This window comes from Paenibacillus sp. Y660 (assembly GCF_057221575.1).
Map to the genome: position 1 here is coordinate 122,048 of NZ_JBXBBJ010000006.1, position 23,167 is coordinate 145,214.

General features: G+C 50.0%; 20 protein-coding genes and 1 other annotated feature. All 20 genes read right to left on the minus strand.

Features of this window, described 5'->3' with window-relative positions:
- Positions 1-14: 14 nt before the first annotated feature.
- Positions 15-539: a rod shape-determining protein MreD gene (gene mreD / locus AC2TDN_RS09800; RefSeq protein WP_482066444.1), complete on the minus strand. Its 525-nt coding sequence runs from the start codon at positions 537-539 to the stop codon at positions 15-17.
- Entirely contained in the window at positions 536-1,420 is an 885-nt protein-coding gene (gene mreC / locus AC2TDN_RS09805; protein ID WP_484687821.1) for a rod shape-determining protein MreC, read from the minus strand. Before mreC ends, mreD begins: the two co-directional genes overlap by 4 nt.
- 37 nt (positions 1,421-1,457) lie before the next feature.
- Positions 1,458-2,486, minus strand: a complete 1,029-nt coding sequence (locus AC2TDN_RS09810; protein ID WP_484687822.1) for a rod shape-determining protein — start codon at positions 2,484-2,486, stop codon at positions 1,458-1,460.
- Between the two features lie 38 nt (positions 2,487-2,524).
- Positions 2,525-3,217: a RadC family protein gene (radC, locus tag AC2TDN_RS09815; RefSeq protein WP_482066441.1), complete on the minus strand. Its 693-nt coding sequence runs from the start codon at positions 3,215-3,217 to the stop codon at positions 2,525-2,527.
- Between the two features lie 92 nt (positions 3,218-3,309).
- Positions 3,310-3,939: a Maf family protein gene (locus tag AC2TDN_RS09820; RefSeq protein WP_484687823.1), complete on the minus strand. Its 630-nt coding sequence runs from the start codon at positions 3,937-3,939 to the stop codon at positions 3,310-3,312.
- Positions 3,940-3,993: 54 nt separating this feature from the next.
- Positions 3,994-4,236, minus strand: coding sequence for a DUF4321 domain-containing protein (locus AC2TDN_RS09825; RefSeq protein WP_169082749.1), 243 nt, complete (start codon positions 4,234-4,236; stop codon positions 3,994-3,996).
- Between the two features lie 61 nt (positions 4,237-4,297).
- Complete coding sequence (locus AC2TDN_RS09830; RefSeq protein WP_484687824.1) at positions 4,298-5,707, minus strand: SPOR domain-containing protein; 1,410 nt, start codon at positions 5,705-5,707, stop codon at positions 4,298-4,300.
- 799 nt (positions 5,708-6,506) lie between these two features.
- Positions 6,507-7,901: a UDP-N-acetylmuramate--L-alanine ligase gene (gene murC, locus AC2TDN_RS09835; protein ID WP_482066438.1), complete on the minus strand. Its 1,395-nt coding sequence runs from the start codon at positions 7,899-7,901 to the stop codon at positions 6,507-6,509.
- A gap of 7 nt (positions 7,902-7,908) precedes the next feature.
- Positions 7,909-9,294, minus strand: a complete 1,386-nt coding sequence (locus AC2TDN_RS09840) for a bifunctional folylpolyglutamate synthase/dihydrofolate synthase (protein WP_484687825.1) — start codon at positions 9,292-9,294, stop codon at positions 7,909-7,911.
- Between the two features lie 31 nt (positions 9,295-9,325).
- Entirely contained in the window at positions 9,326-11,968 is a 2,643-nt protein-coding gene (locus tag AC2TDN_RS09845) for a valine--tRNA ligase (protein WP_484687826.1), read from the minus strand.
- A gap of 56 nt (positions 11,969-12,024) precedes the next feature.
- Positions 12,025-12,265, minus strand: a binding site (T-box leader).
- Between the two features lie 118 nt (positions 12,266-12,383).
- On the minus strand, positions 12,384-13,712 hold the full coding sequence (locus AC2TDN_RS09850) for a LysM peptidoglycan-binding domain-containing protein (RefSeq protein WP_482066435.1): 1,329 nt from the start codon (positions 13,710-13,712) through the stop codon (positions 12,384-12,386).
- An 86-nt stretch (positions 13,713-13,798) separates the two neighbouring features.
- The gene (locus tag AC2TDN_RS09855) at positions 13,799-14,809 is read right to left on the minus strand and encodes an RluA family pseudouridine synthase (RefSeq protein ID WP_482066434.1); all 1,011 of its coding nucleotides are present in this window, start codon (positions 14,807-14,809) and stop codon (positions 13,799-13,801) included.
- A 9-nt stretch (positions 14,810-14,818) separates the two neighbouring features.
- Complete coding sequence (hemL, locus tag AC2TDN_RS09860; RefSeq protein ID WP_484687827.1) at positions 14,819-16,120, minus strand: glutamate-1-semialdehyde 2,1-aminomutase; 1,302 nt, start codon at positions 16,118-16,120, stop codon at positions 14,819-14,821.
- Between the two features lie 4 nt (positions 16,121-16,124).
- On the minus strand, positions 16,125-17,123 hold the full coding sequence (gene hemB, locus AC2TDN_RS09865) for a porphobilinogen synthase (RefSeq protein WP_484687828.1): 999 nt from the start codon (positions 17,121-17,123) through the stop codon (positions 16,125-16,127).
- 20 nt (positions 17,124-17,143) lie between these two features.
- Positions 17,144-18,694 (minus strand): uroporphyrinogen-III C-methyltransferase, encoded by a 1,551-nt coding sequence (gene cobA / locus AC2TDN_RS09870; RefSeq protein WP_484687829.1) that lies wholly within the window; start codon positions 18,692-18,694, stop codon positions 17,144-17,146.
- Positions 18,695-18,699: 5 nt separating this feature from the next.
- Positions 18,700-19,671 (minus strand): hydroxymethylbilane synthase, encoded by a 972-nt coding sequence (hemC, locus tag AC2TDN_RS09875; protein WP_484687830.1) that lies wholly within the window; start codon positions 19,669-19,671, stop codon positions 18,700-18,702.
- Positions 19,671-20,315, minus strand: a complete 645-nt coding sequence (locus AC2TDN_RS09880) for a precorrin-2 dehydrogenase/sirohydrochlorin ferrochelatase family protein (protein ID WP_484687831.1) — start codon at positions 20,313-20,315, stop codon at positions 19,671-19,673. Before AC2TDN_RS09880 ends, hemC begins: the two co-directional genes overlap by 1 nt.
- A gap of 34 nt (positions 20,316-20,349) precedes the next feature.
- Complete coding sequence (locus tag AC2TDN_RS09885) at positions 20,350-21,162, minus strand: cytochrome C assembly family protein (protein ID WP_484687832.1); 813 nt, start codon at positions 21,160-21,162, stop codon at positions 20,350-20,352.
- A 22-nt stretch (positions 21,163-21,184) separates the two neighbouring features.
- Complete coding sequence (hemA, locus tag AC2TDN_RS09890) at positions 21,185-22,567, minus strand: glutamyl-tRNA reductase (RefSeq protein ID WP_484687833.1); 1,383 nt, start codon at positions 22,565-22,567, stop codon at positions 21,185-21,187.
- Positions 22,568-22,765: 198 nt separating this feature from the next.
- Positions 22,766-23,164: an adenosylmethionine decarboxylase gene (gene speD / locus AC2TDN_RS09895; RefSeq protein ID WP_053374775.1), complete on the minus strand. Its 399-nt coding sequence runs from the start codon at positions 23,162-23,164 to the stop codon at positions 22,766-22,768.
- Positions 23,165-23,167: the final 3 nt, after the last annotated feature.

The window sequence follows — 23,167 nt, forward strand, 5'->3', positions numbered from 1 at the left end:
CCTGTGCCATTATTTTATTCCTCATCCTTTTCCGATTTCACTTTAGACTGGCCTTCAAACAGCTTTCTGGCAGGCACGTAGCATGCGAGGGCAAACACCAGCTGAAGAAATAAACTAGGAAGGATGTGATCGATAAGTGCCCATGCGTAGCTCTCGTTCGTAATTCGAAACACTTTATAAATAAAATAAATGACGCTGTCATATAAGATGCACGCAAAGCCGATAACCGATATCGCCATCATGATTGTTGAACGGCGGCGTTCCAGCAGAACGCCCGTAAAATAACCCATCAACCCCATAACGAAAGCATTTATACCAAGCAAATGGCCAAAATAGACAACGTCCTGCAGCATGCCAAAGCTTGCTCCGAGCAAGAGCGCTAAATGTCGTCTGCTGTAGAGTCCTGAATAGATGACGATTACAAATACGAAGTGAGGAATGATCCGATGGCCGAAGCCAGCAGGAATGATCCATGGCATTAGGGCTCCCTCCAAGATGAACAGAAGAACCATAAGCAGGATGATTCGGTTCATGCTCATTGCTTGGCATCCTCCAATTCAGGAACTTGAACGACAAACACCTCAGTCAAATGGTCGAATTTGGCTGAGAGCTCAACCGATGCCGTATAGGTAAGCCCAAAATCGCCAAGCTGCTTCGATTCTACCGTACCGACTACGAGTCCTCTTGGATAAACATTTCCATTTCCAGATGTAATGACCGTATCCTGAAATTCCATCTTATCGGTCTCCGCGATTTTTGACATGACCGCTCTGGACGTTTCTTTGTTGTAGCTGCTTAAAATACCGAATGAGTCATCCTCTCGCCCCATTATCGTAACGGCGATGGAATTGAATGTTGGCGATGCCTCATCCAGCTCTGTAATCGGCGTTACTGCTGCCGTGTATGGCGTTACCGAGCTTACAAGTCCAACCAAACCATCTACGGTCGTTACTGCCATATTCGGCTTAATGCCGCTTTTGGATCCTAAATTAATCGTTAGCGTCCGATTGTTGGCATCATTGCTGACGGATATAACCTGAGCAATTAAATAATTATAATTATACATTTCCTTCTGCTGCTGCGTGAACTTAAGCTCATCCTTATACCTTTTATTATCATTCTCGATAAAGTTGTATTTGATCTTATCCCGAGCATAAGCAGCCGCTGTAATGCGGAGCTGCTCATTCTCCTCATAGATCGTGCGAAGATTGCTAATATCCTCAAAGAAGCCCGCTATAGAACCAGCGGGCTTGTAAAACCATTGCTGTACGTATGCTGTTGTATCCTTTAGAAACTTCTCCGGCCAAGACAATTCCTTGCGATCACTCAGTGAAAAGCCGATGACCGCTATAAACAAAATAAACCCGATCATAAGCATAAACATACGCTTATTTCGCATCAGCTTTAACAGCTCGATCACCTGCCCATTTCATATCCGTTTCCCCAATTAACGATTTCTAGCGTCTTGAACGAGATGAACTTCTTGCTTTGAACAAATGAATATTGTCCAATGAGCGGCCTGTGCCGATCGCCACGCAATCAAGCGGGTTATCCGCAACAATGACCGGCATGCCAGTCTCGCGCTGCAGCAGCTTGTCCAAGTTGCGAAGCAATGCGCCACCGCCAGTGAGGACGATTCCCCGATCAATAATATCAGCAGAAAGCTCCGGCGGGCATTTCTCCAGCGTTACTTTAACGGCGTCAACAATCGCATTAACCGTGTCTGCTAATGCTTCCGTAATTTCGTCAGAAGTGATCGCAAGCGTCTTAGGCAAGCCCGATACAAGATCGCGTCCGCGAATTTCGATCGTTTCTGGTTTATCAAACGGAAGCGCTGATCCGATTTCCATCTTCAGCTGCTCCGCTGTCCGCTCGCCAATCATGAGATTATATTGACGCTTTATATACTGGATAACCGCTTCGTCCATTTCATCGCCAGCTACTCGAATAGAGCGCGCGGTAACGATGCCGCCCAGCGAGATGACTGCAACCTCCGTCGTTCCGCCGCCGATATCCACAACCATGCTGCCTGTTGGCTCCCAAACGGGCAAATCAGCGCCAATAGCCGCTGCAAACGGTTCTTCAATCGTATAAGCTTCGCGAGCTCCTGCTTGCTTTGTCGCATCCTCTACCGCGCGTTTCTCAACCGCTGTAATGCCAGAAGGCACGCAAACCATAACATTAGGATGGCGCGGGAATAAAGAGCGCTGCTTTTGCGCTTGGCGAATAAAATATTTGATCATCGTTGCCGTCGTTTCGAAATCGGCGATAACGCCATCCTTCATGGGACGAACAGCACGAATGTTGCCTGGCGTTCTACCGATCATTTTTTTGGCTTGCTCGCCAACTGCTTCGATTGTTTTTGTATCCGTACGAAGGGCCACCACAGACGGCTCCCTTACTACAATCCCTTTTCCTTTGACGAACACAAGCGTATTCGCTGTTCCCAAGTCAATCCCCAAATCTTTCGAAAAACCACCAAACATGTTGTTGCTCCCTTCTAATTGCCGATCACTTTATTATATTACATATAGCCTTGTTCCTTCAAACTAACGAACCGTCCGTCTCCGATAACTAAATGGTCTAGCAATTCTATTCCGACTAGCTGTCCGGCTTCTGCCAAACGCTTCGTTAATGCAATGTCCTCTGGGCTTGGAGTGGGATCGCCGCTAGGGTGATTATGAACACAGATAATAGATGCGCTGCTGCGCTGAATGGCTGCACGAAATACTTCGCGAGGATGTACCAGCGACGCGTTAAGTGTTCCTACCGATAAGGTTTCGCGGGCAATAATATGATTTTTGGTGTTCAAAAACAAACATACGAAGTGCTCCTTCTTCAAATACCGGAGCTCCTCCATCACATAGTCCGCGGCATCCTGCGGCCTCTGAACGGTAACAATATCGCCGAGCCTGCTGCGAGTAATTCGTCGCCCTAGCTCGATGCCTGCGCGAAGCTGCAGCGCTTTGGCGGGGCCTATTCCTCTAATAGCCGTCAACTCTTCCATGCTCATGTCCATTAAATTACGCAAACTGCCGCATTGCTTGAGTATTGTGCCCGCCAGATGCACAGCGGATTGCCGCTGTGTGCCTGTTCGCAGCAGTATAGCAAGCAATTCAGCATGGCTAAGTGCTTCTGCCCCATATTTCATCATGCGCTCTCTTGGACGTTCCTCATGGGGGATTTCACGCAAAATCATAGATTGCTGCGATTCCATGTCCCAAACCCGCCTTTTTTTAAAAAATAAGGTTCAATCATATCCTGCCTAATTTTTGAAAAATAATCCGATCGAATATTTTGCGACCATGCCTAAAAAACAGCAATGTCATAAGAAGCCAGCATGTCCGATAGCAGAGACAGCGGTAAACCGACAACATTGAAGTAACAGCCCTCGATTTCATCAACAAGCGTTGATCCTAAGCCTTGAATGCCGTAAGAGCCTGCTTTGTCTCGCGGCTCGCCGGTAGCGACGTACCTTGCAATCTGCTCCTCGCTCAGCGGCTTCATCTTCACCTTGGTCATACGGTGTGCAATCTGTGCTTCCCCATTCGACGAGAGCACGCAGGCGATGCCTGTATAAACCTCATGGGCACGCCCCTGGAGCCTTCTCAGCATAGCCTTCGCTTCATCATCGTCAACTGGCTTGCCCAGCACATCGCCTTCAAGGACAACAATGGTGTCAGCGCCAATAATTAGAGACGCCTCGACTGATTGCTTTTGTTGCAGCAGGTTCAAAGCAGCATTCGCTTTGCGCAGACTGAGCTGTTCGACAACTTGCTCCGGCGACCAGCTGGCCTCAATCGTTTCATCCGTATCTGTAGACAAAATATAAACCGGCAAAGAAAGGTCCAGCGATGCGACCAGTTCCTTCCGGCGCGGTGACGAAGAGGCCAGCACAAGCTGGCTTATCGCTTCGTTGCGTGATAGTTTAGATTCCATAAAATAATTGCTGCGCTCCTTCGTACTTGTCTCCGTAATACTTGCTTCCTCGATCTACATTTTGCGGTACAGCCAAATCGCGAGAGCAGCTCCAATCAAACTGAACATACTAATTTGAAGATGCAGCGAAAGGTTGAAGCTGAGCACATATAGATCGATAGCTGGAGACCATGTTGCTTCAATCGGTTTCGTCAAAAAAGAGATGCCTGAGACTGGTGCCAGCCACCTCGACACCAACGCGCCGGCTAGCAAGCCAATTATGATAAAAATGAGAAGAAACCAGCCGTTTTTCTTCATCTTTCAACGCCTCTCGCCATGAAATGACATCTACGTCCATTATACGCATGAACCTATTCGTTTACAATGCGCTGATGGACTCAAACCATTCTTTTTGGGAAATGATCGCCTTCATAAGCTGCGTTTGCGTCGACCATAAATAGGCGCGAGAAGGCTTTTTATCGTACTCAACCATCGATTTTGCCGCCGTATTGATCGCTTGAATGACCTTATCGAGGTAGGTTTTCCCTGCCGCATCCTCTATACCTATTCGCATCGTTGCTGCATTTTTAGTCCATTTTTGATGCTCGGTCTGCCAGGATGCTGCCGCAGCTTCGCTAAGCGGAGACAATGTAGGCTGCTCCAGCTGCGCTATTGTCAATTCATCCAGCATTTGGACGATTTCTTCCGTCTTCGTGAAGAAAGTTTGCGCGGCAGCTTGCTCACCTTTAAAAGGCAATTTACTAGGAGCCGTTAAACTTACTTCCTTGATGTACAGATCCAGGTCAGCCATCTGCCCGCGGATCGTCTGTGCCTTGGCTCGATCACCGCCCATTCCAGCATATACGCGGTAATCAGCAGCGCTTGTCAGCGCCGCGCCAGCAAGTCCCTTCTCCGCCAGCTGAGCCAGTGCAGCGTCCTTGCCCTCCGTATTGCTGAAAACGCCAAACTGCAGCATAAAATACGTTTGATCCAGACCTTCAAGGCTAACCATCGCCGCATTCGGATCTGGTTTAGCAGCCGAGTTATTGTCGGTTGACGGCAGTGTGCCTTCCCCTTTATTGGTTGCATTCCCTGCTTTGCCCCCGCTTGCATCGCCGGTTATCTCATTGCCGGTTACTGGCAGCGTTTGCGGGGCTTCGTCTGATCCTCCAGGCCAAATGCTTACTCCTGTAAACAATGACAACAGCAAATAACCGAACAACGCTCCCGTAGCGAGCGCTGCCGCAACCGACAAAAACACATTAAACCAAGATGGCGTTCCTTCCTTGCGTTTCAATCGCGTATATTGCTGCTTATTTCTTCTAGGCTCGTCATATACGAGCTCGTCCTCGTAAGGTTGAATAGCCTCGTGAACCTCCGTTTTAAAATGGCTCTCCTCCATGTCAACATCATTTTCGTCCTCCTGTATTGGAGCCATCACGACAACCGGCTTTGACGCTTTTGGCTTTTCCTTCTTCAAGGAGGGCACTTGTGTAGGTGCAGTTGGAACAGGCTTCGTATCCGAATCTCTTATTAGCTGCTCCAAAGCGCTTATATCTTCTTGGAACGGGCTGTTCCAAGGGTTGATCTCGCTGCTGGCTTGCTGCTCCGTGTACGGATAAAGCGGTATAACGTTCTTTTTAGCCGGTTTATTGGCATTATAATCGTTCGTTTGGGAGGAAGCGCTATTCGATGAAGCCTCATAGTGCTCGTCCGTGCTGCGCTTTTCATTGTTAATAGACTGTCCATTGCGGTCAAAACGATAGGTGATTCGGTTTTTTTGATTCATATCATCCACTCCTTGTCCCGTTCTTCTAGTAATAATCTATGAGACTTTTAAGAGATTTAGACCGGGGTCGTAGCTTTTCGAACCCACCCAAACCCTCCCTTCCAAGGGAGGGCCCCAAGAGTTGCGCCCTCTGGACACCCGCAATTGGACTAACGTGGGAGCTTGAGGGACGCTTAATAACTGGGTTTGTTGTGGATCGCTTTCGTCCCTGCGGGACACGAAGAGTGAAGCAACTTACATCTATACACTTTATATAAGCGCTTTAGCTCTACAACACAGTCGCGCTTTCGTACATTGCACTTTGTGCAATAGAATCCTGACATGATAGCTGGAATACAATGCTACGCTGCAGTAAATACAGCAGAAATAGCTTCCTGGATGGAGTATCGAGGGATATTTCCGGATTCTGCTGCTGAAACTGCAACGTAGCAATGCGAATAGGCATTAATAGGATTTTACATTGCACAAAATGCAGTAGAAATTTGGGCACTAGCTCTATACGAGGAACAAAATCTAACAGGAGCATCCGCGTTCAAAAATAGTGTAGAAGTCGACTCGTCTATTCATTGTTTGTTGGCTCGGCGGATCGGGCTAATTAACATAACTATTGAGGATGCGTTTTTGTTGGAGCACTGTCTGTGACCTTGCAGAGCACGCAGATCGTTTGTAAACTTCTCGGACCATTTTTCGCGACTAACTCGGTTAGTGGGATGGCGTTTGTGAGCTGCGTTTCGCACACCAAACGCAAAAATACAAAATGCCCGTTGATTCCAAATATGGAACCAACGGGCATTTGCGCCTAGTGGGCTGCTTTCAACGATTTGGCCAGCGAATCCGCTACCTTCCAAATGTCGCCTGCACCCATCGTTATGACAAGATCGCCTGGGGCAACCCTTGCCGTCAAGTATTCAAGCACTTCCTCTTTCGTTGGAAAATACTTGGTGTTCGCGTTGCTGTTGCTCTTGATCAACTCAACCAGCTTATGCGAGTTTACTCCCTCGATTTCAAGCTCGCCAGCTGGTGAATAGATATCAGTTATAATCACCTGGTCAGCCTCGGGAAACGCGCGGCTAAACTGCTCGAACAAGAAAAACGTCCGCGTGTAGCGCTGCGGCTGGAATACCGCAATAATGCGTTTGCCCGTCGCTTTGGCTGCGCTGATCGTCGCTCTGATCTCCGTCGGATGATGGGCATAGTCGTCGATAACCAATATATCATTGACTTCACCAAGCACTTGGAAGCGACGTTTAGCGCCTCTAAAGGATTGAATCGCTACCGCGATTTTGTCGAAGGACAAGCCCGCTTCAAGGCAAGTAATGACGGTTGCCATAGCGTTATAAACATTATGAAGCCCTGGAACAGAAAGCTCCACATTTCCAAGCGCTTCTCCGTTATGCGTCATCGTGAAGGATACCTTGCGGTCTCCAAGCACGATATTATGAGCTTTATAGTCTGCCTCGCCGTCAATGCCATAGGTGACAAGCTGCGATGAATCGATATTGCCCTTATACACCTGAGGTATCAGTTCGTTAACCGTCTCGTCATCCGCGCAAACAATTGCCTTCCCGCCGTCTTTCACCTGCTGCAAAAATTGTACGTAGGCAGCCTTCAGCTTGCCGAAATCGCCGTCATAGTTTTCAAGATGATCCGGCTCGATATTCGTTACGATAGCTAGCGTTGGGTGATAGTGCAGGAACGACCCGTCACTCTCATCCGCTTCCGCAACGACATACTCGCCTTTACCCGCTTTGGCGTTGGTGCCTACATTAACGATCTCGCCGCCGATAATATAGGTAGGGTCCGCGTCGCAATTTTCCATAACAAGCGCGATCATGGAAGAGGTCGTCGTCTTGCCATGAGCGCCGGCGACTGCAATTCCTTTGCCTGCGTTCATCAATCTTGCCAACATTTGCGAACGATGCAAAACCGGAATGTTCAGCTCCTCTGCTGCCTTCCGTTCCACATTATCCTTAGAAAGCGCCGTCGAATAAACGACCAGATCCGCTCCCTTTACATTCTCCGGCTGATGACCGATATAAATGCTGGCACCATTTGCAGCAAGCTTCTCTGTTAATTCTTGACGCGCGACATCGGATCCAGTCACCTTATAGCCCATTTCCAGCATGACGCGGGCAATGGCACTCATTCCGTAACCGCCGATTCCGATGAAATGAACGTGTTCTGCCGTATTCAAAGACGGTTCACCAACCTTTTTCAGAATCCGAGTTATACAAGATGCGGGAGCGAACGTCAGCTATTAAATAAAGCGTACCTGTCACGACCCCAAGGTCTGTTTCCCCGGTTAACTGTTGTAGTTTTTGTAATGCATGTTGCCAATTCTGTTCGACTACCAGCTCGAAAGAATACTTATCAGGCTGTTCTTCCCGCATTTCTTGTACTAATTCAGCCAAAGCGGGAGCTTCTTTTTTCATCCGAAAATCAGGCTCGGTCACAATAATCGTATCCACTATTGGTAGTATATGCTTAAGAACATCCTGATGATTCTTATTCTCCAGCATACCCATCATAAGATGTAAACGATCATACTTATAGATGGTTTTTAATGCATCTGCAAGCGATTCCGCGCCTTCCGGATTGTGTGCGCCATCAATTAAAATCCGTGGCTCCTGTGAAACCATCTCCAGACGTCCCGGCCAAGCCGCAGCCCGCAGCCCTTCCGCCAAAACGTCGTCCTCGACCACAAGTGCATTGTATTGGCGCAGCACCTCAAGCGTCATGACCGCGACAGCCGCATTCGTGCGTTGATGTGCCCCATTAAGCGTGATCGTAAGTGGTTCGATGCTCCGGAACAAATTCGTAAAGGAGAAGGATTGCTCATCCTCGCGAACCGAAAGTGCCGTTTCGTGGAATTGCTCACCGAGTAAGTAAAGTGTGCTCTGCTTCTCAGCCGCAACTCTTTTAATAACTTCAATCGCTTCAGGCTGCGTTACCGCACTGACAACCGGAATGCCTGCTTTAATAATGCCGGCCTTCTCGCTTGCGACGGCAGCGATCGTGTCGCCAAGACGGTCCATATGATCATGGCCGATATTCGTAACGACAGAAACGACCGGATGTACGATATTCGTTACGTCAAGCCTTCCGCCAAGCCCGGTCTCCCAAACGACATAATCGGGATAAGTAACCTTTGCGTAAAAAAGAATGGCAAGCGCTGTAGATACCTCAAACATCGTCGGCGAACCAAGCTCTGTCTCTGCGATTTCTTCGACATGAGGCTTGAGATCATTTGCCAGCTTTAGAAGCGTCTCTTCTTCGATATCGACGCCGTTATATTGAAACCGATTCGTAAATTTCGTTATATACGGCGATGTAAAGGTTCCTACATCATATCCGGCGCGAAGCAATACGCTTGTTAAATAAGCGGAAGTTGACCCTTTGCCATTCGTTCCGGCAATATGAATAAACTTCAATCTGCGATGCGGATTGTCCAGCATCTCCATCAGCTTCTCGACCCGGTCAAGACCGGGGCGAATGCCGAATGGAATGAGCCCTGTAATCCAGTCTACCGCTTCTTTATAGGATTGCAGCGGCTCTCCGCGCCGCTGCTCAACATTATGCTCTGTCATACTATTCGAACCTTCTTCCGTTTTTGCAGCGTTATCCGCGCAATTCCGCAATTCTAGCCAGCACCTTATCGCGTTTGTCTGCATAATCGTTCATTTTGGCGCGTTCCTCGTCAATAACCTTAGCTGGCGCTTTCGCTACAAAGCCCTCATTGCCGAGCTTCTTCTCAACCCGCTCCACCTCGGTAGTTAAATGCTGATGTTCTTTCTCCAGCCTTGCAATTTCCTGCGCGATATCGATCAAGCCAGCAAGCGGCAAATAAAGCTCAGCTCCGGTTATGATAGCCGTCATTGCTTTGTCAGGCGCGCTGATATGCAAGCCCGTTTCAAGCATGGACGTGCCGCAGAATCGTTTGATGAATTCTTCGTTGCGCGATAAGATCGCTGCTTCCGCCTCGCCTGACGGCTTGATCAGCATTTCGATCTTTTTGCTCATCGGCACGTTTACTTCCGCACGGATATTGCGTACCGCACGAATCATTTCCATGAGCAGCTCCATCTCTTTGACAGCTTCAGGCGCTTCAAGCGCTGTGTCATATACCGGCCAATCGGCAAGAGTAATCGTCTCGCCCTCATGCGGCAAATGCTGCCAGATCTCTTCGCTGATATATGGCATGAATGGGTGGATCAGACGCTGCGTCCGGTCCAGCACATAAGCCAGTACGGATTGCGTAGCCTTTTTCGCTGCTTCATCCGTATTGTATAGGCTAAGCTTTGCGAACTCGATGTACCAGTCGCATAGATCATCCCAAATGAAGTTATTTAATAAACGTCCGGTTTCACCGAACTCGTAGCTGTCGATTAGACGGGTTACATCGCGAACCGTTTCATTTAAACGGTGCAAAATCCAGCGATCCGCCGTACCCAAGCTAACGGTAATATCGATGTCCTTCGCTTCCACGCCTTCCAAATTCATAAGCGCAAAGCGCGATGCATTCCAAATTTTGTTCGCGAAGTTGCGTGCCTGCTCTACCTTCTCAAAGCGGAAGCGCAAATCCTGTCCAGGCGTGCTGCTAGTAGAGATCATATAACGCATAGCATCTGCGCCGTATTTCTCAATCACTTCAAGCGGATCGACGCCGTTGCCCTTCGACTTGGACATTTTTTGTCCTTCGGAGTCGCGAACAAGGCCATGGATCAGTACATCCTTAAATGGTGACTGCTCCGTAAACTCAAGCGCCGTAAAGATCATCCGCGCAACCCAGAAGTAAATGATATCGTAGCCCGTAACGAGCACGTCCGTCGGATAAAAACGCTTCAGGTCCTCGGTTTGATCCGGCCAGCCGAGCGTTGAGAACGGCCATAGCGCGGAGCTGAACCAAGTATCGAGTACATCATTGTCTTGGCTCAGGTTGTCTCCCGCCATATCCTCGCGGGATACATGCATCTCGCCTGTCGCCTCGTCATACCATGCCGGAATCCGGTGGCCCCACCAAAGCTGCCTGGAAATACACCAGTCGCGTACGTTCTCGATCCAATGCAAATAAATTTTCTCGAACCGCTCCGGCACGAAGTTAACGCCTTTGCCTGCCTTCTGCGCCGCAATTGCCGCTTCAGCAAGCGGCTTCATCGCAACGAACCATTGCGTAGACAGGTATGGCTCTACAACAGCGCCGCTGCGCTCGCTATGCCCTACTTGATGAACATGATCCTCTATTTGAATGCAAACGCCTTGCTCTTGCAAATCCTTCACTAGCTGTTTGCGGCAGTCAAAGCGATCGAGGCCTTGATAAGGACCTGCTTCAGCATTCATCGTGCCTGTCTCGTCCATGACGATAATTTGCGGCAGGCTGTGACGCTCGCCAACCTCGAAGTCGTTCGGATCATGCGCCGGCGTTATTTTCACAGCGCCTGACCCAAACTCCTTATCCACGTATTCATCCGCAATGATCGGAATTTCGCGGCCGACAATCGGAAGCACAATCAGTTGACCGATCAGATGCTTATAGCGATCATCCTCGGGATGAACAGCTACCGCTGAATCGCCCAGCATCGTCTCTGGACGAGTCGTTGCTACCGTTATGAAGCCGGAGCCGTCCTTGAGCGGATATTGCAAATGGTACAAATGACCGTTAACTTCTTTATGCTCTACCTCGATATCGGATAGCGCTGTGCGTGCGGCTGGATCCCAGTTAATGATCTTTTTGCCGCGGTAGATAAGCCCCTTCTCATAGAGACGGACAAATACTTCGCGAACAGCTTTGGATAGCCCTTCATCGAGCGTGAACCGCTCTCTCGAATAATCAAGAGAAAGACCCATTTTCGCCCATTGCTCGCGAATGGTATTCGCATACTCTTCCTTCCACTCCCATACCTTCTCGAGGAAAGCTTCCCGTCCCAGGTCGTAGCGGGAGATCCCTTGCTCGCGCAGCTTTTGCTCTACTCTTGTCTGAGTTGCAATACCCGCATGGTCCGACCCTGGGAGCCAAAGCGCATCGTAGCCCTGCATACGTTTCGTTCTGATCAAAATATCCTGCAGCGTAAAATCTAACGCATGCCCGATATGAAGCATTCCAGTCACGTTTGGAGGCGGGATAACAATTGTATACGGCTTTGCGTCCGGGCGTTTGCCTGCCTCGAAAAATTGGCCCTGCATCCAGTAATCGTACCATTTCTGCTCGGCTGCCTTCGGATCATAGGTTGTCGGCATTGCAGTTGTCGTTTGATTTTCTGACATTCGTTCCATCCTCCATAAATCGATCTACAAAAACAAAAAAACCTTCCGCCCTTATCATAAAGGACGAAAGGTTTAGCTTCCGTGGTACCACCTTCGTTCCATGCGAACAAAATCCGCATGACACTCAAACAGATAACGGCTGCGGCCGGCCTGACTTCGGTAGAGCACAGGTTGCTCTAGCTTGACTCAGGCAACTCCGGGGCGACTCGTAGCAGTCACTTCCTGCAGAACCTCTCAGCGTAACGGTTCCACTCTCTGAAGGCTTTGCTGCGTACTATTCCCCTTCAACGTCGTTATAACGCATATATGTTTAATCATACCTTTGTTGTACCTCTGAGTCAACCAAACTCGCATAACAAAAGCCCCTGTTGCTCAAAATAATGAGCAATAGGGGCTTTTGTGTAATAATTAACCATCATGGAATGTAGATTAGTTGTCCTTCGGTCACGCTGGAATCATCCAAGCGGTTATAAATGATAATTTCTCTTGGGTTCAAGCTGTAACGCGAGGCAATAACCTCAAGCGTCTCATCCCTCTGCACGATGCACATCCGAATCTTACGGAACTCCGTATCCTCCGAACGTTTGCCGAGAAATAAGTTTTTCCATTCGATCTCATCGCCCGACGCTTGTACTCTTGCAACCTCATCCGCTCGCTGCTGAGCGACAACCTCCTCAGCTGCCTGACGGGCTGCTTGCTCTCGCCTGCTAGTCTGAAGCAGCGTAAGAATGCCCACATCAGGCGGCGATCCGCTTCCATCCTGAGGCTGTGGCTGCTTGCCTCCGACCGCGATGCGCAGCTCCGGTTTTTCCTGCTCGGGATCTTGCCTCTGCTGCGGCAGTGCATCTGGAATGATAAAAGGCGGCTCCTGTGCTTCAAACTCACTGCGTTCCTGCTCTAAAGCAGGCTGCGCGCTCAGGAACGGCGATTGCTCCTGCTCAGCGCTAGTTGGGAAATTCGCATATGATTCGGAATTCGCGAGCCAGCCCTCATGACTCGTTTGCTGGGAGGATAACGTGATTTCCCGCTCGTCCTCTTGGAATTCCTCCGGTACTTCTGCTTGCTGCGCTGAGCTTGGGAACAGCTGCGAGGACGACCATCCGGTATCATACGATGCCGATGAGATCAAAACCGCAGGCTCCGATTCATTCGTTTCATTCGATGCAATCGAGTCATCCGATCCATCCGACACTTCCGGCCGCTGCTGGAATGAGAACTCCTCTTGCGCAGCAAAATCATTTTGCTCCGGTATGTACGGCTGCTCGTTTGCAGGATATTGGCTGTTTAAAAACTCAATGGCGCGTTCCTCGAAAGCTTCCCTCTGATGGACAACCGTGAACGGCTCTTCCCGCCAGAGTTCCTCTTGCTCCTGTACAGGCTGAGCGGAAATGCCTCTTAGAGAAAGGACACCTGTAATGTTTAATGTGCGGGCAGACAATAAGTCGACATCAAAATTATCGATTTCAATCGAAATATCGTCCAGCCGAGATATGCGATTCATCGGCAGCGTTATTTCGACGGGTATCCAGTGCTCAAGCGTCAACGAATTTTCGGAATCATTTTGACTCCTATAAATTCCGCTCAGAAGCAGCTGCCCTCGAAGTACGGCGTGATCCCCCTGATCGATGACCTGGATACGGGGAACAAGCTCAATCTCCTCCAGCTCGTCAATTGCCGCTACATCATCGGGCAAATGGACGCGCTCATACACGTCAAAGCGTAATCCGTTCGTTTGATCCGACACGCCTAAGTCCTCCCCTCTCATACTGAATGCTTGGGCTAACGTTACATTCACTACTTATCTATATGGGATGTTAGGCAGGAGCATGACTATCTTTTTGAACGGGAATGTATGTTTTCCGAAAGCTGTACGAGCCACTGCGGCCAAGGGGCGACCGCTTCAACGGGCGAATCGGTCCAAGGATGAGGAAAAACTAGCTTTTCCCCATGAAGCGCTTGATGCCCAAGCATACGCGCATCGCCTCCGTACAAGCCGTCCCCTACGAGCGAATGGCCGATATAGCTCAGATGAACGCGTATTTGATGGGTTCTGCCAGTCTCCAGCTTCACACGAAGAAGCGACAGCTGCGAGCTTGCATCAATCGTCTCGTAGTGTGTAATCGCTTGCTCGCCGCTCACTGATACGCGCCGTTTCGCTTTGGTGTGGCGGTCCTTCCCAATTGGAAGATTGATCGTTCCGGACGGCTTGGCCAATCGTCCATGCACAACTGCAATATAATGCCTGTCTATCGCCTTGGCGCGCATAGCCTCATCCAGCTCCCACTGAGCCAAATCATTTTTGGCATAAAGCACAGGACCCGAAGTATCATCATCGAGTCTATGGATGTGCCGGACGGTGAGCGGATCACCCTGGCTCAGTAAATGTCTAGCCGCTGCCTCATCAAGCGTGCCGGTTTGCCCAGCAAACGCTTCATGCACGGCCATTCCCGCAGGCTTGTGGAGCACCAAGCAAAAATCATCCTCGTAAATAACGGCAGGCGCCTCCAAATGGGACGGCATAGTAGCTTTGCGATAAAGCGAATCCTCCTTCGGGTCAATAGCCGGAAAAGCCAACAGCTGAAGCTTATCCCCGTTCCACTGGATGCCGCCAATTGAAAATAGCCTGTTGATCCACTTCTGCGGAAAAAAAGAACGGGCCAGCAGCCACTGCCGCACGACATGCGGATGGCTGCCAGCCCGCGGCTGTGCAAGCTCCGGCGTATTGGCCGGATCTTTTTCCGAATCGGGATCAACGGCTGCGGAAGCGGACCCTACGCCTAAAGCTTGCCAATCCAGCTCCAGCCACTGCCCGTTCCGCTTTACTTGCCCATTGATCATCATATTTTCCTCCTACAGACGGCTAAACGCAATTTCATGCGCTTCGATTGTTGCGTCAATATCCTCATTCGTATGAACCGCGGAGACGAACATTCCCTCAAACTGGGAAGGTGCCACGCTTACTCCTAAATCAAGCATTGACGCAAAATATTTCTTGAACCGTTCCAGATCGGATGTTTTGGCGGTTTCGTAGTTAATGACAAAGTTATCTGTAAAGAATGGACAAACCATTGACCCTACCCGGTTGATCGTGCTTGCGATACCGTGTTTGCGGGCATTCGCTTCAAAGCCCAGCTGCAGTCTGACAGCTTGGCGCTCGAGCTGCTCATAAACCTCCGGCGTAAGCAGCTTCAGCGTCGTGTAGCCTGCGGCCATTGCAAGCGGATTGCCTGACAGCGTTCCAGCTTGATAAATCGGTCCGCTTGGCGCAATCAGCTCCATGAGCTCTCGCTTGCCGCCATATGCGCCAACCGGCAGTCCGCCGCCGATGACTTTGCCGAAGCATGTAAGATCCGGCTTGATGTCATAAAGCCCCTGCGCACAGCTGTAGCCCACGCGGAAGCCCGTCATAACCTCGTCAAAAATAAGGACAGTGCCGTACTGCGTCGTCACATCGCGAAGTCCTTGCAAAAACCCGGGAAGCGGCGGTACGACACCCATATTGCCGGCAACCGGCTCAACGATGACGCATGCGATTTCCTCGCCGAACTTCTCGAACGCAAGCTTCACGGATTCAATATCGTTATAAGGCACCGTAATGGTGTGTGTGGCCACATGCTCAGGCACGCCTGGGCTGTCAGGCAAGCCAAGCGTAGCTACGCCAGAGCCTGCTTTGATCAGCAAGCTGTCGGCATGGCCATGGTACGAGCCCTCGAATTTCAAAATTTTGTTGCGCTTCGTGTATCCCCGTGCAAGGCGCAAGGCGCTCATCGTCGCTTCCGTACCGGAGTTCACCATGCGGACGATATCAACCGAAGGAACGCGCTCGCAGACAAGCTCCGCCATCAACGTTTCCAGCTCGGTTGGGGCGCCAAAGCTCGTCCCTTTCTCCGCCGTCCGCTTAATCGCCTCAATGACCTCGGGATGGGCATGTCCCATAATGAGCGGGCCCCATGAAGCTACGTAATCAATATAGCTGTTGCCGTCGATATCATAAATGCGGCTGCCTTCTCCCCGCTCCATATATACAGGATTTAAGCCAACCGATTTGAACGCTCTAACCGGACTGTTCACTCCGCCTGGTATGACCTGCTTCGCTCTCGCGAAAGCAGCTACCGAGCGTGCGTCATTTCTAACGTTCGACTGATCACTCATCTGCTTACCCCTCTCCTCTTAACCAACGAGCCGCATCCTTTGCGTGGTACGTGATAATAAGATCAGCGCCTGCGCGCTTCATTCCCGTTAAGGTTTCAAGCACGATCGCTTGCTCATTAATCCAACCATTGGCAGCAGCAGCCTTCACCATCGAGTATTCGGCGCTTACGTTATACGCGGCTACCGGCAGGTTGTACTTATCCTTCAGCAAGCGGAGAATGTCTAGATAAGAAAGCGCTGGCTTCACCATAAGCATATCAGCGCCCTCGGCAATGTCCGATTCCGCTTCGCGCAGCGCCTCGCGTACATTTGCAGGGTCCATTTGATAAGTCTTCCGGTCACCGAATTGCGGCGCGGAATGAACCGCATCACGGAATGGGCCGTAATAGGCAGAGGCAAATTTCACGGAGTACGAAAGGATAGGAATATCGCTATAGCCAGCATCGTCCAGCCCTTCGCGAATGGCAATGACGAAGCCGTCCATCATATTTGACGGCGCGATAACGTCTGCTCCTGCCTCCGCTTGCGACACAGCCGTTTGTACAAGCAAATCCAAGGAGGAATCGTTATCGATCTCTGCAACGCCTGTACCCTCATGGACATGCACGACGCCGCAATGACCGTGATCGGTGAATTGGCATAGGCAGGTATCTGCAATGACAACAAGCTCTGGCGCCCATTCCTTAACGGCTCGAATTGCCTGCTGTACGATACCGTTCGCGTCATATGCCGAAGTACCGATCGCATCCTTAGTCTCAGGAATTCCGAATAAAAGCACCGACTTGATGCCCAGCGAAACGACCTCGCGAATTTCTTGCTCCAGAAGATCCATGGATAAATGATAGATACCCGGCATCGACGGAATTTCATTTCTTACATTTTGGCCATGTGTAACGAAGATCGGATATATAAAATCATTTACGCTTAGAACCGTTTCCCTTACCATGCTCCGAAGAGCGGCCGTTCTGCGCAATCTGCGATTTCTAACTTGTGGAAAAATCATAGCTAATCATTCCTTCCTCACTATGGTTGCTTGTTGCTTTGCTTATAATCGGCAATGGCCTGAAGCAAGCCGGCCAGCGTCGAATCCTCCGGCTCAATGGCGACCTTCAAGCCCGCATCAATTGCCGTCTGCGTTGTAATCGGACCAATGCTCGCAATCGGAATATCCGACAGCAGCTCCACTGGATTTGGCACACCTTTGCGCCTTAATACTTCCAGCAGGTTCGTCACGGTTGACGAGCTCGTGAACGTGATCAAATGAATCTCCTTCTCGCGAATCCATTCAAGCGCCAGCTCGTCCTGCTGATCCGCAAGCACCGTCTCGTACACATCTATTTCCGTTGGCAGCAGCCCCATAGCCTTCAGCTCGCGCGGCAGTACTTCCCGCGCAAGATCGCCTCGCGGCAGCAGCACGCGCTCGCCAGCTATTAGCTGCGGAGAGAGCTGCTCCAGCAGTCCTTCCGCATGGAACTTCGCAGGCAGCTCCTCTACCACTAAGCCTCGCTTTACGAGCGCCTCTGCCGTCTTAGGACCGACCGCTGCGATTTTGGCGCCAAAAAATCTTCTCATATCAATTCGGAATTTACGAAGCCAGCCAAAAAAATATTCTACCCCATTTACGCTTGTAAACATAAGCCATTGATACTGCTCCGCTTGCTCAAGCTGCTCGCGCAGCTTATCAATAGCAGCCGTCTCGGAAGGCTCAATCGTCTCAATGACAGGAAATTCGCAAGGCTCTCCGCCTAGCAATTCAATCTGATCCGCAAGCTCGCTTGCTTGGGATCTAGCTCGCGTAACAAGCACCCGCATGCCGAACAGCGGCTTATTCTCGTACCATTTCAGCTTCTCGCGCTGCAGCACCACCTCGCCGACGACGATTACGGCCGGAGGCTGGAAGTTCGCCTCTTTAACGATCTTCTCGATCGTCTCGAGCGTGCCGACGACGGTACGCTGCTCGACTCTCGTCCCCCATCGAATGAGCGCAACCGGCGTTTCAGGCGGTTTGCCGTGCTTGATAAGCTGATCGGCTATATATCCAATCTTGGCAACGCCCATAAGAAAAATAAGGGTGCCCGTTGCATTCGTTACTTTATCCCAATGAATGGAGCGATCAAGCTTGTCCGGACTTTCATGACCCGTAATGATGGATAAAGATGAGGCTAAATCACGGTGCGTGACTGGAATGCCTGCATAAGCAGGTACGGCAATGGCCGAAGTAATGCCGGGTATGATTTCGAACTCTATTCCGTTGTCATAGAGCAGCTCCGCCTCTTCGCCAACACGTCCAAAAATCGTAGGATCGCCGCCCTTCAGACGCGTAACCGTCTTGCCTTGCAGCGCCAAATCAACAAGCAGCTGATTGATTTCCTCCTGCTTCATCGTATGGCGGTCCGGCAGCTTGCCGACGTATATTCTCTCTGTCCCCGGCTTCAAATGCCGAAGAAGTCTCGGGCTGGCCAAACGATCGTAAACGACAACGTCACATTCCTCTAAGCATTCCAGTCCACGTACAGTAATCAGCTTCGGATCTCCCGGTCCGGCGCCAACCAAATAAACCTTCCCCTTGTCCAAGCCTGTCACTCCCCAATATCAGCTAAAATGCGGTCTGCACCCCGTTCGATGAGTGCAGCTGCTACATCCCGTCCAAGCTGCTCGGGGTCCGTCCCCTGCTTCATTTCCTTCAGCAGTGTTGTGCCGTCAGGCGAACCGACCATTCCCGTCATAACGAGCTGGCGCTTGCCGTTTTGGCCGCCGTCTTCTTCGCCGAGTACGCAATAAGCGCCAATCGGCACTTGGCAGCCTCCGTTCAGTGTACCCAAAAAGCTGCGCTCCGCGCGTACGGTCAGCTCCGTCTCATTGTCATTGATCAGAGACAGCAATTCCCGTATTTGCTCGTCATCCTCGCGGCATTCAATGCCTAGCGCTCCTTGTCCTACAGCAGGCAGACACACATCCACAGGAATATTCGAGGAAATGCGATCCTGCCAGCCCATGCGCGTAAGGCCTGCAGCAGCAAGCACAACCGCGTCAAAGCCTTCCGTTTCCAATTTGCGAATTCGGGAATCGATGTTGCCGCGAATGGATTCGAGCTGAAGATCCGGTCTCGCATTTTTGAGCTGGCTGGAGCGGCGCAGGCTGCTAGTACCCACTCGGGCGCCAAGAGGCAAATCATCCAAGCTGCCTCCTTCACGCATGACGAGGCAATCCCTTGGATCTACACGCTTCGGAATAGCGCCGTTAATCAGGCCTTCCGGAAGCGAGTAAGGCATATCCTTCATGCTATGAACAGCCATGTCGATAACGCCGTCAACGAGCGCTTGCTCAATTTCTTTTACGAATAGTCCCTTGCCGCCTACCTTGGACAAAGTGACATCCAGAATACGGTCGCCCTTTGTCACTATTTTTTTCACTTCAAACGTATAATTGAAGCCATGCTTCTCGCTGATGCGCTTCAGCTCCTCGATCACTTGACCCGTCTGCGTTAAAGCGAGTGCGCTTTGCCTTGTTCCTACAACGATGACTCGTTTTCCTGCATTTTCCGCTGCCATTATGTAAGCCCCCTGTCTATCCGATGAAGCAAGCTCTCCAGCCATTCATCGATGTCAATGCTGTTTCTCCTTTGCTGCACAGCCTCCTCGGCTGCAAGCTTTAAAACGGTCTGCCTGTCCTGCTCATCCAATATCCTGCTTCGCACAAGCTCGCGCAAACGCCGAAGCCGGATCGTTATTTCTTCATACTGCGGCCCATACTGCGCTTCCAGCTCCTGCTTGATCTGCTGCGATAATGCGGGACTTGCGCCCGAAGCCGTAACAACCAGCAATAAATCGCCTCTTCTCACAACTGAGGGAGAGATAAATGAGCTGCTCCTTGATTCATCCGCTGCATTTACGAGAACGCCGAGCTGCTCCCCGGCAGCTGCTACCTCTGCATTCACAAGGCTGTCATTGGTTGCCGCAAAAACAAGCCATGCCCCCCGCAGGTCAGCTTCGCTGTACTCGCGCTGAAAGGTGACGATCTTCCCTTCTGCGGCTAGGCTTTCGATTCTCGGAGTGAACGATGGGCTAATGACCCACACCTTGTCCGCTCCCGCTTCCAGAAGCCCAAGCAGCTTACGCTGCGCGATGCTCCCGCCTCCAATTACAACGCAGCGTTTGCCTTTTAGCTGCAAGACGACCGGATAATATCCATTCATTTAGGCTTTTCCTCCCTGCTGCCTCGTTCCTTCACTAGTGAAAGGAAGAAAAGTAATTAGAAAATAAATTCAAAAGCAGCAAGCCAAACGAAAATATATACAAACGGGCTAATTGCAGCCCAGGCCTTCTCAGCATCGCTCTCTGATACACATAAATCACATACATAATCAATGTTCCAAATGAAGACAGCACTTTCCAATCCAGCAGCAGCCCAGGTCGTCCTTCGACAAGCAACGAAGTAACCGCAATGGCAAGCGACATCGCAAGCAGCGGAACGCCGATAATAACGGCTCGATCTCCATACCGCTCAATCGTATCTAAGCTCGGCAGTCTGCGGACGAAGTTCGTCCACTTTTTTCGTTTCAATTGATTATGCAAGAACATATACATGCCAGCGAACAAAGCACCAAGCGTCAGCGCCGCATAAGCGCACAGTATAAGACTAATATGAATATATAATAGCTCTCTTGTCGTTTTCCAAACCTCTAGCGATTCACCGTTTCCAGGGCTGCTATAGAGATTGAGCGCTAAAACAGCAAAGCCAATTACATTTACGAAAAATACGACAAAATCAATCTTTATAAATCGGTTGATGACTAACGATATGGTGACGAGCAACCATGAAAAACATAGCCAATATTCAAACGTCGATATATCGGTCATTTGCAAATGGGACATGATGCGAGCAACCAAATAACCAGTCTGCAATACCCAAACAAAAATAAGCAGCCCTGTACCCATCCGTTTCGCTCTCCGACTTGCGTTAATGAAGTCGGAGAAATAAAACAGGAGGCTCAGGGCGTAAATATAAAGTATCGCATCATATAAAAAGTTTTGCGTCACCATAGTTCCTCCACATTGCGGCCATCTATCTTGTAATAGGTGCTAATACCGCCGCGGCTGCATGGGGTTGAACGATTTTCTTTTTTTCTGCAGCGACAGCAGCTGTTGCTGCTTCAAGCTCAGCTTGACGCGTTTTGGTAAGCTCATCCTCGAGCGCGAACAGCTTGACGAACATATCCATCGCTTCATCTGCTCGTTTCTCGCCGGCCATTTCTTTGATACGCAAAATCGGGTCCTGCATCATCTGGTTAACGATGCTCTTCGTTAGCTTGCGGATTACTTTGAGCTCATGCTCGCCAAGATCAGGCAGTTTATTCGTCAAGCTGTTCATCGTTTCCTCATGAATGCCCGCTGCTTTCGTTTGCAGCGATCTAATAAGCGGAACGACGCCAAGCGTTTTATACCATTGCTCAAACAGGTCGATCTTTTCAGCGATCATAGCTTCGATTTTGGCTGCTTCTTGGCGGCGATGCTCCAGATTACTTTCCACAATGCCCTCCAAGTCATCAATATCGTACAAGAACACGTTCTCGACCGCCGCAATCGATGGGTCCAAATCACGCGGAACCGCAATATCGATCATGAACAGCGGCTTTGCCTTGCGACGCTGCATCGCTGAAGCAACCTGCTTACGTGTCAGCACATACCCGTCCGATCCTGTCGAGCTAATGATAATGTCCGCTTCATGCAGCTTATCGGCCGCCTCTTCCATTGACCATGCGGAGCCGTTAAACTTATCCGCCAGCTTTGCTGCCCGCTCATAAGTCCGGTTCACCACCACAACGCGGTCAGCGCCATTTGCATATAAGTGCTTAGCCGTAAGCTCGCTCGTCTCGCCAGCGCCGATAACCATTACCGTTTTTTTGTTGAATTGGCCAAAAATCCGTTTTCCCAGCTCCACCGCAGCGTAGCTGACGGAAACAGCCGATTCGCCAATCGTCGTCTCGGAATGAGCACGCTTGGCCATTGTAACGGCTTGCTTAAACAGCATGTTGAATACGGTACCTGTCGTTTTCTGCTGCTGTGCAAGCATAAATGCGTTTTTCACTTGTCCCAATATTTGAGTTTCGCCAATAACCATCGAATCCAGCCCGCTTGTAACCCGGAACAAATGATCGATTGCTTTCTCGTCCTCATACATATATAAATGGTTCGTAAATTGCTGTCTAGGCAATTTAAACCACTTTTCCATAAAGCTGCGAATGTAATGTCCACATAGATGGTGCCTATCTACAACTGCGTATAGCTCCGTACGATTGCAGGTCGCTACTATGACACATTCCATTATGCTTTGTGTCTGAATGAGCTGTATCAATGCCTCCGGCAAATCCCGTTCCGCGAAAGCAAACTGTTCTCTTACTTCTACGGGAGCCGTTCGATAATTCAGTCCTACTGCGATAATGTGCATGCGCGGTCACCTGCCTCCTTCTCTAGTGCGTCTTTGCCTTGATGTTAACGATAATTATAGCATAGTTGGACATTCAGATAATGTTCATTTATGAATAATATTTGAAAAGTACACCCTCATTATTCCCTTTTCATGCAAAGAAATAACCATGGATTCCATCCATGGTTATTTCACTATGATCGATAAGTTTTAAAGCTCTTAGACGAGCTCAGTTTGTTTCATTTTCGGTTCTTCCACTTGCAGTTCGCCCATACCGCGTACAAGCTTCTTCGCATAAGTCGCTTTTGGCTTCAACACAGCGAGCATGTAGTCGATCGCAAGCTGAGGATCTACAGTTTCACCACAGGTATAACAGTCTAGCGCGGCAAAGCCTCTCTCTGGATACGTATGAATCGAGAGGTGACTCTCCGACAGCATCACGAGTACAGTTGCGCCTTGAGGATCGAATTGTTTTGCTTGAACTGACAATACAGTAGCACCACATGCTTCAGCAGCCTCTACCATGTGTGATTGCAAAAATTCAGCGCTGTTCAGTAGATCAAAGTCTACACCCCAAGTATCAACAGCAACGTGTCTTCCGAAAGTTGAGTATTCCATCTT

Coding starts and splice junctions, on each gene's coding strand:
- mreD (WP_482066444.1), bottom strand. CDS start 539: ATGAGCATGAACCGAATCATCCTGCTTATGGTTCTTCTGTTCATCTTG.
- AC2TDN_RS09810 (WP_484687822.1), bottom strand. CDS start 2,486: ATGTTTGGTGGTTTTTCGAAAGATTTGGGGATTGACTTGGGAACAGCG.
- radC (WP_482066441.1), bottom strand. CDS start 3,217: ATGGAATCGCAGCAATCTATGATTTTGCGTGAAATCCCCCATGAGGAA.
- AC2TDN_RS09820 (WP_484687823.1), bottom strand. CDS start 3,939: ATGGAATCTAAACTATCACGCAACGAAGCGATAAGCCAGCTTGTGCTG.
- AC2TDN_RS09825 (WP_169082749.1), bottom strand. CDS start 4,236: ATGAAGAAAAACGGCTGGTTTCTTCTCATTTTTATCATAATTGGCTTG.
- AC2TDN_RS09830 (WP_484687824.1), bottom strand. CDS start 5,707: ATGAATCAAAAAAACCGAATCACCTATCGTTTTGACCGCAATGGACAG.
- AC2TDN_RS09840 (WP_484687825.1), bottom strand. CDS start 9,294: ATGACAGAGCATAATGTTGAGCAGCGGCGCGGAGAGCCGCTGCAATCC.
- AC2TDN_RS09845 (WP_484687826.1), bottom strand. CDS start 11,968: ATGTCAGAAAATCAAACGACAACTGCAATGCCGACAACCTATGATCCG.
- AC2TDN_RS09855 (WP_482066434.1), bottom strand. CDS start 14,809: ATGATGATCAATGGGCAAGTAAAGCGGAACGGGCAGTGGCTGGAGCTG.
- hemL (WP_484687827.1), bottom strand. CDS start 16,120: ATGAGTGATCAGTCGAACGTTAGAAATGACGCACGCTCGGTAGCTGCT.
- hemB (WP_484687828.1), bottom strand. CDS start 17,123: ATGATTTTTCCACAAGTTAGAAATCGCAGATTGCGCAGAACGGCCGCT.
- hemC (WP_484687830.1), bottom strand. CDS start 19,671: ATGGCAGCGGAAAATGCAGGAAAACGAGTCATCGTTGTAGGAACAAGG.
- AC2TDN_RS09880 (WP_484687831.1), bottom strand. CDS start 20,315: ATGAATGGATATTATCCGGTCGTCTTGCAGCTAAAAGGCAAACGCTGC.
- AC2TDN_RS09885 (WP_484687832.1), bottom strand. CDS start 21,162: ATGGTGACGCAAAACTTTTTATATGATGCGATACTTTATATTTACGCC.
- hemA (WP_484687833.1), bottom strand. CDS start 22,567: ATGCACATTATCGCAGTAGGACTGAATTATCGAACGGCTCCCGTAGAA.
- speD (WP_053374775.1), bottom strand. CDS start 23,164: ATGGAATACTCAACTTTCGGAAGACACGTTGCTGTTGATACTTGGGGT.